Source organism: Silvanigrella paludirubra, assembly GCF_009208775.1.
GTDB classification, from domain to species: domain Bacteria; phylum Bdellovibrionota_B; class Oligoflexia; order Silvanigrellales; family Silvanigrellaceae; genus Silvanigrella; species Silvanigrella paludirubra.
The window spans coordinates 69719-81987 of the sequence record NZ_WFLM01000005.1 but is presented as its reverse complement, the minus strand read 5'-3'; the positions used below and the strand labels follow the sequence as shown (position 1 = coordinate 81987).

Below are 12269 nucleotides of genomic sequence, written 5' to 3'. Positions count from 1 at the left end.
ATTATCACTGAGACTTACGTATAAAAGCGCTTCCAGATTTATCAGGCATTAAAATAACAAATTGGTTATTTTCTTTACAAAATTCGTCAATAGCCAATTTAGCTCCTGACCAACATTTGCTGGAGTAGTCATGTAATAAAAGAAGTCCTCCTTTTGATAATAAAGGGTAAAAAAAATCAAGTCCTTTTTTCATTGGCTCGTATAAATCACAATCTAAACTAACTACAGAGTATTTTATTGATTTATGTTTGTCTTGAATAGATTCGGGAAAGTAACCTTTAATAAACTCACAGTTTTTTATGTTTTCACCAATCACATTTTTGACAAGACTTAATGATGTGTCGCTAAAATCACTTTGACTCGCTTGAGAATCTATATTTTTTAAATCACGGACATCGAATCCTTCATATGTATCAAATAAATATACTTTTTTATTATATTTTGATGCTATATGTGCGAGTACAGATGCTGTATTTCCTCTCCAAACACCTAATTCTGCGAAATCACCTTCAATATTTTCTTCTATAATTTGATTAATATTTAAAATAAATGCCCATAATCTTGGGGTGTCACCTCCATTATTTATTTTATTATACTGAGTAAATTTTTTAAATAATATAGGAAAGTCAGGATAAGATTTATAATAAATTTGACTGTCGGGTTGGTAAGAAATGGAAAAATCTAAAAGATGAGGCTTAGAAAGGATAATTGTATTTATATAATGAAGGATATTATTTTTTAATATATTTTTAATTTCATTCCGAGGTTTTTTAAATAAAGAAATGAATTTTATTAATATAGGTTTTTTTTTAATTATGATTAAATTGTTACTAGACATATTTTGTACTCTTTCTTTTTGGTGTATAAATCGTAAATTACATTTTAAATAATTATACTTTAAAATTAATATTAAATAAGAACAATAAATTCTCATTAACTTTCGTCCGCATTATATCACTTCTAGGCAATAAGTCCTAAAATTTTCTGACATTTTTCAACGAATAAATTTTTGATTCATTTTAAATGATTTATTGAAAGTGATCGATTAGCCCATATTTGATCCAAAGTCAAATACTGCTCTTTTTTCGTGATATTCAAATCTTTTCTTTACCGATTTTAATTTATCCATTAATCCTCCTTTTCTTGTTAGAAAGTGTCAACTTGAAATGGGGTTACAATCAGTCCTTTAGTAAAAATAAAAATAGATACTTCAATACGATAATTTATTTTTGGATGAATTTATAGAGTTTAATTGATTTATGATATTGCTAAAATTAAATATTTTGATTTAGATCCAATCTCTTGGAATTTTCTTTATTAATTTAAGTTTTTACTTCTATCAATATTATTCATTATTATTATAAACCTTATTTTTGAGTAAAAATTTCTACATTTTAATTGAATAAAATCAAAATATAGAGTTTCTTTAATTTAACAAATTAAAGAAACTCATAATAAAAAAAATCATTGAAATCGTTTTTTTATTTTTGAATTCTTTTGGTAAAATTTAGATTTTTCGACATAAATTTAAAAAAAATTAGCATAAACTATGTTTTTATAAAATATTTTAAATTAGAATTTTAGATTTATCTTTATATTATTTAATTCAAGAGAAAATTTGCCAATTTGAAGATAAAATTGGGGAAAGAGATATAATTATAATTTTATAACACATTTTCACTTTTTTTATTAATTGCTTAAGTGTATGATTAAGACCTCGACCTAAGGATTAAAGCAAGCAGTAAAAATTAGGAGCAATAAATGGATAAAATTTTATTTAACGAAGAAAACATTCGTCCAGCTGAGATTTTTAATAAATACCTTGAGCTAGCTAAAGAAGATATTTCAAGTTTTTTTCATGAAAAAGAAAAATATATTGAAGTAGATTGTCCGGCTTGTTTGTCAACTAGAAAAGAAATTTCTTTTATAAAACACAGTTTTGAATATAAGACTTGTTTAGATTGCTTATCTTTATATCTATCGCCTCGCCCCAGTGAAGATATGATAAATACTTTTTATAAAAATGGCTCATCTGTAAAATATTGGAGTACCCATTTTTTTAAAAATACTGCTGAGGCTAGAAGAGAGTATTTGATACGCCCGAAGGCAAATGAGATTATAGAAAATGTGAAAAAGTTTTTATCTTCAAGTAATAATCTATCATTTTGTGATATAGGTTCAGGATATGGAATATTATTGGAAGAGCTAGGCAGACATAACATTTTTAATAATATTTTAGGAATTGAGCCTTCACCGGCTCTAGCAAATGATTGTCGTAAAAAAGGATTTAAAATTTTAGAAAAAACAATGGAGAATATTGACTATGATGAGATTTCTATAGATTATGCAACTTCATTTGAGGTTATTGAACACTTGTATAATCCTTTCCTTTTTTTAACTTCAGCAAAAAAAATTATAAAAAAAGGTGGAATAATTCAATTTACAACACTCACGTGTTCTGGTTTTGATCTTCAAACGCTTTGGGAGAATTCAAATAGTATTTACCCTCCTCACCATATTAATTTACTTTCTTTTAAGGGTTTAAAAGTTCTCATTGAAAGAGCTGGATTAAAAGTTTTAGATTTTAAGACACCTGGAAAATTAGATCTCGATATAGTTAGAAATGCTTACATTAAAAACCCTTCATTAATTTCAGATCGTTTCACAAATATGTTATGTAATTCTGAAATTAATGTTAGAAATAATTTTCAAAAATTTCTGCAGGAAAATTTACTTAGCTCGCATGTAAGTTTCATTGTTACACCGGCTTAATTTTTTCTATTTCTAAGGTAAATCTTAAGTATAAAAATTTTAGTTTTTTTTAAATCTATAAATATAAAGTTATCTTTTTTTTTGTAATGTATTTTCTGAAATTTATTTTATATTTAAAAGATAATATCAAATTAAATTTTAATTTCCGTAAAAATAACTAATTTTATATATAAATTAAAATTAAAATATCCAAAAAATAGAAATTTATTTTTAATTAAATTTAAGTAAGATTTTCGGCTTTTATAAAATAGGGCATTATCGTTCATCACTTGAAAGTATATATATCTTAGCATATGAAGTACTGTATAGAGTTTAAATTCTGGTAATTTTGAGTTGTAAGCTCTTAAAGAGCATTCAAACTTATAGATTAAAAGATTATAGGAATTCTAGTTTTTTAATATTATGTAAACTTTGTGTTTTTATATCTATTATTGAATAAACAGCTAAGTTAAATAGAATGATGGGAGCAAAATGAAAAAATCAATTGTTACTGGAGGAGCAGGTTTTATTGGTAGTCATTTAGTTACTAAATTACTGCAGCTTGGTCACAGTGTGTTAGTTTTAGATAATTTTTCAAATGGTAGAAGAGAAAATTTAGCTTCTGTAATATCCAATCCCAATCTATTAGTAAAAAATGTTGATTTGAGTGAGTTTAATGCAATAGAAAGTTTTGATGGATATGATAATGTTTTTCATTTGGCTGCATTAGCTGATATTGTGCCATCTATACAAAGACCTCTTGAATATCACAAATCTAATGTAGATGCTACAGTTAATGTTTTGATTAAATCAGTAGAAGCTAAAATAAAAAAGTTTGTATATGCAGCAAGTTCAAGTTGTTATGGCATTTCATCTTCTGTGCCAACAAATGAATTATCTATGACTGATCCTCAATATCCCTACGCATTGACTAAGTATATTGGAGAACAGTGTGTTTTACATTGGGAAAAAATTTATAAATTACCTACAGTTTCATTGAGATTATTCAATGTATTTGGTCCAAGATCGAGGACAAACGGGACTTATGGAGCTGTTTTTGGCGTTTTTCTTGCTCAAAAGCTTGCTCAAAAACCTTATACTGTTGTGGGTGATGGCAATCAAAAACGAGATTTTATTTATGTAAGTGATGTTGTTGAAGCCTTTATAAAAGCAAGCCAATCAAATTTAAGTGGTGAAGTAATAAATATAGGAAGTGGAAAACCTAAATCAATAAATAATTTAGTTGAATTATTGCAAGGAGATGTTGAATATATTCCAAAAAGACCGGGTGAGCCAGACATTACTCATGCAGACATATTAAAAAGTAATCAATTATTAAATTGGACACCTCAAGTATCTTTTGAAGATGGTGTGAAGTCAATGATTGAGCATATAGATTACTGGAAAACAGCAACTGTTTGGGATTCTGAACAAATTAAAACAGCAACGAAGGACTGGTTCTTTTATTTGCACTAAATAAAAGTATTTTTTATTTAGTGCAAATAGCCATAAGGTACCAGGCCATTTTCGAAAAGCTTGTTGATACGGTTTCGTCTGTCATCGAAAATAAAAAAACATTTTTGAAATGTCTTTTTAATAAAGTTTCGAATTCTTGTGGTTCAAATTCATGAATATGAGATTCAATGCGTCTTTTTGAAGCGAATGGTTGTGAGGCTATATTTGGAGTCCCTATTATGGCAAAGCCATTGTCAGATGTAAGTTTTGCATAGTTTGAAGCAACAATTTCTGTTTGTTCTTTAGTGAAATGTTCTATCACATCCATTGAAACAACGACATCAAAAGTATTAAAATCATTTACATCTAGTAAGTTGATTCTTGAAAAGGATAAGTTAGGTATTGATTTGTATTGCTCTGAATTTGAGTTTATTAGGTCTTGATCAAAATCAGCTCCCTTTACTTCTTTTGCAAATTTGCTCAAAAAAACACTGCCGTTGCCATGACCACAACCCGCATCTAAAACAGAATGATTTTTCTTAATAAAACGAGCTGCAAATTTATATCTTGCCAATAAAATGAAAAAGTCTAGAGGACTTTCTTGAAAAGAAATGCCTTCTAGTGTTGAAAGCATTGGTTTGATAGTTCCTTTGTCATCTCGAAATAATTGCTGATGATTTATAATTAAGTCTTTATTTATTAATAAATTTTCTTGATTTATATTATTGTTTTCCAAAATATTCTTATCTCCATATTTTTAAACTTAAGTTATTTTCAGAATGTATCCATAAAACAATCTAAATTTTAATCACATCCCTATTATTCTTATAATTTTATAAAATTCAAGTAGATTAAACTTAAAGATTGTATTATTCATTGTTCTTGCGACTAATTTAGAATATACTACATTTGTGAATGCCGAAGTTAAATTTATTGAAAAAATTTCGTCAACCTCATAATAAGGTCGATGAAATTATAAAATTTTGATAAAGTACATAACATGAGTGTTGACAAATATTCGTAAATAAAATATTTTCATCCCTTTAAAAATTGTAAGTAATTGAAATAAGATGATCATCTTTAAAAAAACGAATTGATAGTAATTTTTGTTTTAGAAAGAGTTTGTGAAAGTTGACAAAAACAAGAATAATGTTATACTATTGCGTTAAATATATTTTTTACTTAGAGCTTATAAAATTTATTATATAAGTTAAAAATGAATGAATAAAATGAAACAGTTTAAAGATTTTTTAGTTCGATTGAATATATTAGGTAATTTTTTTAATAGTAGTATTATTAAATGGATGATTATAAGTATTATAAGTTCATTTATGCTAGGAATAATTGAAATTAATATTGCTATTTTAATCCAATTTTTTTTAGCATCTCTTGGAATGATTCAGTTGAAAGAAATGTTTTTTGGAATTAAAGTTGAAAATATATCAACAAATATTTTTTTAATTTTACTTTTGTCAATTGGATTTATTAGATTTGTGTTTTCAGTATTAAATCAGCATGGTGCAAATTATGTTCTCGAAGTTTCTAATCTGAGATTTAAATCTCTTTCAATTATGAATTTAATTTCTTTTGGAAAAAGAAATTTGGCAAGTTCTTCTGAAATTCATTTTCAAATATCTGAATTGGCTCCAAAGTTTTCTTATTTTATATCCTGTTTTATGAATTTTACATCTTATTCTATTCAATGTTTAATACTCCTATTTTTTATGTTTAAACTTTCTTTTACCTGCTTATTTTTTAGTTTAATAGGTATGTTAATGGTTGGTTTAATTGTTATATATATTAATAAAAAAGTAAAGCTGGTTTCTAAAAAAATTCCTAGTGAAATGTACAAATTAAATTCAGGAATTGAAAGAGTATCTCGTAATATTTTTTTTATAAATGTTATGAAAAAAAATAAAGTTGAAGAAAATGAATTATTAAATTCTGCTATGAATTATTCATCGCTGACAATTAAATCGTCATTTTTAAATATTTTTGTTACCACGCTGACTTCATTTCTTGGCATATTTTTATTAATTGTTATTATTTACACTGCTACTATTTTATTTCCAATTCCGGGAGTTGTGCTTCTTTCTTTTATTTATTTATTTATTCGTTTTGTCCAAAATATTTCATCTGTTTTAGGGGCATTAGGACAAATGAACACATACTTTGAGCAGTTTAAATTGTCTTTAGATTTTTTTGATAACATTAATATTAAGGATTTTAATAAATCAAAAACAGAGGTTAATTTTTTTGGTTTTTTTAAAAATCAAAATAATATAAATTTAAAATCAGAATCTTCTCAATTATCTTTAAATAAAAGAAATACAGATACTCAATTGTCTCAATCTTCCATGATATCTCCAAAAATAGAAATAATTGATATGCATTATTTTTATTCCCGTGATGCTAAAGAAATATTTTCAAAGTTTAATTTAACGGTTCATTCAGGTAAACAATGTGCGATCATTGGATCCAGTGGATCTGGTAAAAGTACTTTATTAAGCTTAATATTAGGCTTATATAAACCAAGTATTGGAAAGATTTTGCTGAATGGGATTGAGCCAAAAGAGTTTTTTGAAAATTCTCAAAATCGAGTAGGATATGTTGGTTCTGAACCTTTTTTAATCAAAGGTTCAATTCTAGATAATTTGTTATATGGCGTTATGGTATCAGCTACCCAAGAAGATATAGATAACGCTATAAGACTTGCTAAAATAGATAATTTTATAAATGACGTTGGATTGAACTATTTTATTAATGAGGATCATTCGGGGCTATCAACAGGGCAAAAACAAAGATTATGTTTGGCAAGGGCAATTTTAAATAAGCCTTGTATTCTTATTTTAGATGAAGTTTCGGCAAATTTGGATCTTGAAACTGAGTTAGAAATTTCCGAAAGTTTAAAAAGTTTAAATAAATATTGTACAATACTTTTAGTTTCTCATAGAGAAGGTATAATGAGATACGCAGATGAAATTGTGAAACTATAAATTTGTTGAATATTTTTTTGATTAAATATTAATTTTAGGAATATTATTGTGATAAATAATAAAAATGTATTGGTTATTGGAGGTGCTGGCTTTCTTGGAAGTCATGTTGCCGATGAGTTAACAAATAAAGGATATCAAGTTTCTATTTTTGATAATAAACCTTCAAAGTTTCTTCAACCTTCTCAAAGCTTAATTATTGGAGATATCTTAAAAAAAGAAGAACTAGTTAAAGCATGTGAAAACAAAGATTTTGTATTTAATTTTGCAGGTTTATCTGATATAAATGAAGCTATTGATGAGCCTGAAAAGGCAGCTCAGCTAAATATTATTGGAAATTTAAATGCTCTAGAAGCTTCAAAAATAAATGGAATAAAAAGATTTGTTTTTGCAAGTTCAATATATGTTTACAGTGAATCAGGATCATTTTATAGAGCAACAAAACAATCTGCCGAAAAATTTACAGAATTATATTGGGAAAGATATTCTCTTCCATTTACAATTCTAAGATATGGTTCACTTTATGGAAGAAGAGCGGATAAGAGAAATGCAATTTTTCGAATGATTTATCAGGCATTAAAAGAAAATTCCATTTCTTACTCGGGAACCGGGGATGAATTTAGAGAGTATATTCATGCAGTAGATGCAGCTATTATGAGTGTAAATATTTTAGAGGATGAGAAATATAGCAATAAACATTTAATTCTGACAGGTACTCAGTCTTATAAAATTAGGGACATCATGAAAATGATTTCAGAGATGTTACCTGGTAGAATTTCCTTAGATTTTAATAATTGTGATTCCAATGCTCATTACACTATGACGCCTTATTCTTATAGTTCCAAGGTTGGTAAAAAAATAATGATTAATGAGTTTGTTGATTTAGGACAAGGCATTCTAGATTGTATTCAAGAAATATCTCATTTAGAAGGTTTTTCAGAAAATGGATAATTCATTAGGAAATTGGGTTTTTTTATCTCATGTATGGGGTGAAAGTTGTCCACCTTATGGGGAAGGTAAAAGAATTCAGTTGACAAGAATTCGAAATATGGAATTAGGAGATTCTTGTAATTCATATGAATTTACAGCATCAAATCATATAGGAACTCATTATGATTTTCCAAATCATTTCGATCATTTTGGTAAAATTGTAACCGATTATCAACCAAATTCATTTATACATAATGACATAGGCTTCATTAATTTAAACTTAAATTTTGGTGATACTTTAGATGTTGAAAAAATTAAAGGTAATATTAATTTTATTTCAAATAACATAACGTTACTTTTAATTAGAACTGGAATTTCACGTTTTAGAAATAATGATATTCGTTACTCAACAATAGGAGTTCCTGTTTCTGAAGGAGTTGCTGCATTTTTGAGAACTCGTTTCCCATTTTTAACCACTATAGCGCTTGATTTTATATCTATTTCTTCATTTTCTAACCGCCAATTGGGAAGAAAGGTTCATCAAGAGTTTTTAAAAAATGATAATCCAATACTTATAATTGAAGATGCGAATTTTGAGCCATTGTGTCAAAAAACTCCTTCTATAGTAGTTAGCCTTCCTTTAAGAATTGAAAATGGAGATGGCGCTCCAGTAACAATTATTGCAAAAGTTTAATTATGAAATGTATAATTTTTGATTTTGATGGTGTGTTAATAGAAACAACAAAGGCAAAATATGATTCAATGCTGGAATTAGCTGAATTTGCTCAATCTGGTTTATCTTTGAAATTATGTGAAAAATTAAATTCAGATTTGATGGGTGCCACTAGAGGCGATATTTGTGATTGGATTTTGAAAGAAATAAATAAATATTCATATACTAAAGAACAATTATTAACCCAGTTTCAAATAATATTAGATTTAAATACTTCTTCGTTAACATTTTCTTATGAAGTAAAAAAAATGTTAACCATGTTAAAATCTAAAAATATAAATCTCTATATAGTCTCTATGGCTCCCATAAATGAAATTAAAAAATATATTGGAGATACAAGTGAAGTAATAGAGGAAATTTTTGGAAGTGAAATGTTTTCTGGTTCTTCTAAATCACAAGTATTAAAAAAAATTATGATGGATAAAAAATATAAAAATAATGATATTATTTTTATAGGGGATACGCCTTCTGATATGCTAGCAGCGAATAAAAATGAAATAAAATTTATTAGAATAGAAAGTTTTATAGGCAATAAGTGTAATTGGTCCCGTTTAGATTATATTTGTTTTAATGAATTAAAAATGGCTTATGATTACTTATTGGAGCAAATTAATGTTAGTTAAATTAAAATATAGAATTAAATTATTTTACAAATATTTTTTAGATTATATATTCAATTATTTTGGAAAACTTATTAACTATTTTAAGTTGGTAAATTTATATGAAAAAAAATATAATGATAAATTTATTGCAATTTTGCCATTCGATGCAATTGGTCCTTTTATCCTATATTCGAATATATATTATCGAAAATGTGTGGCAAACAATATTGATCCTAAAAATGATCTCGTCTTGATAATTAATGATGGAGTAAGTTGTAATAACTTTTATTTTGATCTCATAAGTAGAAGTTTTAATATTCAAAAAGATCCTGTTATGTTTAATTTAATTATTAGCTCAAATAATTTTTTATTAAAAAAAAGAAAAATATTACTTGTAAATAAGTTAATTAAAAATGGAATTATATATAACTCCCATCTCAATTCTTTGTTTAAATTTACCGAAGAAGAAAAAAATAGGGGTAAAATTTTATTAAAAAAAATGGGTATTTCAGAATCCGATCGTCTGGTATCCGTTAATAATCGTGATAATTACTACTGGGAAAAAATAAGAAAGTGTCATTTTACTCATGATACTTACCGTATGAGCTCTTTTGCAAATTTGTTACCAACTATTAAATATCTTCAAGGATTAAATTATAAAATAATTCGCTGCGGACATTTTGATGAAAATGAAATTTCTCAAGATAGTAATATAATAAGTATGCAAAACTTTAATATTAAAGACAGAGAATTTTTAGATATTTATTTACACTACAAGGTCGAATTTTCTATAATGGGATCTAGTGGAATTGCATTTGCGCCATTGAATTTTGGTAAACCAATATTGTATCATAATTTTATTCCCTTGGGTGAGGGGCCAAACGCAGAAAACTGTGTAATCGTGCCATCTTTGATAAAAAATTCGAAGGGAGATATTTTGAGTCTATCAAAAATATTTCAAATGAAAGAATGGATTAATGATTGTGGTGTTTTAAAATTGATATCGGCTGATAGGTTTCAAAATAGCCAATTTTATAAATGGAATGATATGATACCTGAAGAAAGTGCATCGGAAGATATTTTAGCAGGGGTTAAAGAATTGTTAATTAGGATAAAAAATAAAAAATTTAATGATGAATTTGATGAAAATCAAAGGAAATTTAAAAATAAATTTCCTTTGGATCATCCTATTAGACATATGGTAGGAGTTTGCTCTTCTGATTTTTTAAATAAATATGGAAATGATATTTTAAAATAATTCTCTATTAAGCTAAGGTGATATTTAAATGGCAAAAAAAATTCTTTACAATGATCTTTCTTCTTTAAAAGCAAAACATAGTGAATCTAAAATTGTTCATTGCCATGGAACTTTTGATTTGTTTCATTTTGGACATTTATTACATTTGAGATCTGCAAAAAAGTTTGGTGACATTTTAGTGGTAACAGTTACTCCTGATGAATTTGTAAATAAAGGTCCTGGTAGACCTCGCTACTCATCAGCTCAACGAGTTGAAATATTGTCATCAATTGATTTTGTTGATTATGTTTGTCTAAATAACTCAGCGACAGCGGTGAATCCTATTCTTGAGCTGAGACCTGATTTTTATGTCAAAGGACCCGATTATATTGATCAAGAAAAAGACATTACGGGCAAAATATTTGAGGAAGAAGCAGCAATTAAGCATGTTTCAGGAAGTATGGTGTTCACAGAAGACGATACAATGAGCTCTACGGAATTAATAAATTCATATTTTAATCCATTTGATTTGAATCAAATAAATGCCATTGAGTCCATAAAAAAATTATTAAATCCCTCCTCATTTGAAAAGATTTTACAAGAATTTTCAAATTTAAATGTGCTTGTTATTGGTGAACCCATAGTGGATACATATATATTTTGTAAAGCCGAAGGCGTATCTTCTAAAAGTCCATCTATTTCTGCAAGATATTTATATCAAGAAGATTATGCTGGTGGTACTCTAGCTATTGCAAATCATTTAGCTGCTCTTAATTGTAAAGTTTCATTAGCAATTCCTAATGGAAATGAAGCTTATTTTAATAAGCTTCTTGACACTTCTCTTGATAAAAAAATTAAATTATATGATTTTAAATATAATGACTTTATCACGCCTCGCAAATCAAGGTATTTATCTCATTTTAAGCAACAGAAAATTTTTGAAATCACAAATATTTCTAATAATATGTGGGCAAATAATTCTGTAAATGAAATTTGTGAGTTTATTAGAAGTGAAGCAAGTAATTTTGATATTGTATTAATTGCAGATTTTGGTCATGGATTGTTTGAAGGGAAATTATTGGAGTCTTTATCTTCTATAAAAACATTTGTAGCACTAAATGTTCAAACAAATTCAAGTAACTTTGGTTTTAATCCATTTACAAAACATAAAAGGTATGACTACTTGTCAATAGATGAGAATGAATGTCGTATTGGAACGCATGATCGTTTAAGTGATGTAGAGGTATTAGCTGAAAAAATTGTACAAAATAATTTACAATCTACTCATTCTATTACATTAGGAACTGCTGGAAGTCTATATTTAAATAAATCTCAAGATAGATTTTATTGTCCAACATTTATTAAAGATTCGACAATAGATACAACTGGTGCAGGAGATGCTTATTTAGCGATTACAACATTATTAGTTAAATTAAATGTCGATGAAAAAATAATTCCTTTTATTGGAAATTGTTTTGCAGGACTTAAAACCAAAATTATTGGAAATAAATCTTCAGTGAATAAGATTGATTTAATTAGAACTGTTAGTCATATGCTAAAATAAATAA

At 26.6% G+C, this 12269-nt stretch carries 10 protein-coding genes; 8 read left to right on the top strand and 2 right to left on the bottom strand.

All coding sequences use genetic code 11. From position 1 onward, the window contains the following. Positions 1–4 precede the first annotated feature (4 nt). A complete protein-coding gene (locus tag GCL60_RS13700; RefSeq protein ID WP_161998218.1) occupies positions 5–838 on the bottom strand; it encodes a TylF/MycF/NovP-related O-methyltransferase in 834 nt (277 codons plus the stop codon). Between the two features lie 923 nt (positions 839–1761). Between GCL60_RS13700 and GCL60_RS13695 the strand changes: the two genes are divergently transcribed. Together GCL60_RS13695 and GCL60_RS13690 are read left to right on the top strand one after the other, a co-directional pair. Continuing rightward, positions 1762–2772, top strand: a complete 1011-nt coding sequence (locus tag GCL60_RS13695) for a class I SAM-dependent methyltransferase (protein WP_153421242.1) — start codon at positions 1762–1764, stop codon at positions 2770–2772. Positions 2773–3243: 471 nt separating this feature from the next. Then, on the top strand, positions 3244–4227 hold the full coding sequence (locus GCL60_RS13690; RefSeq protein ID WP_153421241.1) for an NAD-dependent epimerase/dehydratase family protein: 984 nt from the start codon (positions 3244–3246) through the stop codon (positions 4225–4227). A 13-nt stretch (positions 4228–4240) separates the two neighbouring features. On the opposite strand, the gene GCL60_RS13685 is transcribed toward GCL60_RS13690, so the two are convergent. Further along, a complete protein-coding gene (locus GCL60_RS13685) occupies positions 4241–4942 on the bottom strand; it encodes a class I SAM-dependent methyltransferase (RefSeq protein WP_153421240.1) in 702 nt (233 codons plus the stop codon). A gap of 493 nt (positions 4943–5435) precedes the next feature. Between GCL60_RS13685 and GCL60_RS13680 the strand changes: the two genes are divergently transcribed. From GCL60_RS13680 to GCL60_RS13655, 6 genes are read left to right on the top strand one after another with little or no spacing between them, the layout of a single operon-like run. Next, positions 5436–7202 carry an ATP-binding cassette domain-containing protein gene (locus GCL60_RS13680; RefSeq protein WP_161998217.1) on the top strand — a complete coding sequence of 589 codons (1767 nt, stop codon included), beginning with the start codon at positions 5436–5438 and terminating at the stop codon, positions 7200–7202. A 48-nt stretch (positions 7203–7250) separates the two neighbouring features. After that, complete coding sequence (locus GCL60_RS13675) at positions 7251–8150, top strand: NAD-dependent epimerase/dehydratase family protein (protein ID WP_202614032.1); 900 nt, start codon at positions 7251–7253, stop codon at positions 8148–8150. Beyond that, the gene (locus tag GCL60_RS13670; protein ID WP_153421237.1) at positions 8143–8823 is read left to right on the top strand and encodes a cyclase family protein; all 681 of its coding nucleotides are present in this window, start codon (positions 8143–8145) and stop codon (positions 8821–8823) included. The genes GCL60_RS13675 and GCL60_RS13670 overlap by 8 nt, the downstream gene beginning before the upstream one ends. A gap of 2 nt (positions 8824–8825) precedes the next feature. After that, positions 8826–9485, top strand: a complete 660-nt coding sequence (locus GCL60_RS13665) for an HAD family hydrolase (protein WP_153421236.1) — start codon at positions 8826–8828, stop codon at positions 9483–9485. After that, positions 9475–10722, top strand: coding sequence for a TIGR04372 family glycosyltransferase (locus tag GCL60_RS13660; RefSeq protein ID WP_161998216.1), 1248 nt, complete (start codon positions 9475–9477; stop codon positions 10720–10722). The genes GCL60_RS13665 and GCL60_RS13660 overlap by 11 nt, the downstream gene beginning before the upstream one ends. Positions 10723–10750: 28 nt before the next feature. Further along, positions 10751–12265 carry a PfkB family carbohydrate kinase gene (locus GCL60_RS13655; RefSeq protein ID WP_153421234.1) on the top strand — a complete coding sequence of 505 codons (1515 nt, stop codon included), beginning with the start codon at positions 10751–10753 and terminating at the stop codon, positions 12263–12265. Positions 12266–12269: the final 4 nt, after the last annotated feature.

What these genes read in the sequence shown, in the direction of transcription:
- GCL60_RS13695 (WP_153421242.1), top strand. Translation starts at nt 1,762, where the DNA reads ATGGATAAAATTTTATTTAACGAAGAAAACATTCGTCCAGCTGAGATT.
- GCL60_RS13660 (WP_161998216.1), top strand. Translation starts at nt 9,475, where the DNA reads ATGTTAGTTAAATTAAAATATAGAATTAAATTATTTTACAAATATTTT.
- GCL60_RS13655 (WP_153421234.1), top strand. Translation starts at nt 10,751, where the DNA reads ATGGCAAAAAAAATTCTTTACAATGATCTTTCTTCTTTAAAAGCAAAA.
- GCL60_RS13680 (WP_161998217.1), top strand. Translation starts at nt 5,436, where the DNA reads ATGAAACAGTTTAAAGATTTTTTAGTTCGATTGAATATATTAGGTAAT.
- GCL60_RS13700 (WP_161998218.1), bottom strand. Translation starts at nt 838, where the DNA reads ATGTCTAGTAACAATTTAATCATAATTAAAAAAAAACCTATATTAATA.
- GCL60_RS13670 (WP_153421237.1), top strand. Translation starts at nt 8,143, where the DNA reads ATGGATAATTCATTAGGAAATTGGGTTTTTTTATCTCATGTATGGGGT.
- GCL60_RS13690 (WP_153421241.1), top strand. Translation starts at nt 3,244, where the DNA reads ATGAAAAAATCAATTGTTACTGGAGGAGCAGGTTTTATTGGTAGTCAT.
- GCL60_RS13665 (WP_153421236.1), top strand. Translation starts at nt 8,826, where the DNA reads ATGAAATGTATAATTTTTGATTTTGATGGTGTGTTAATAGAAACAACA.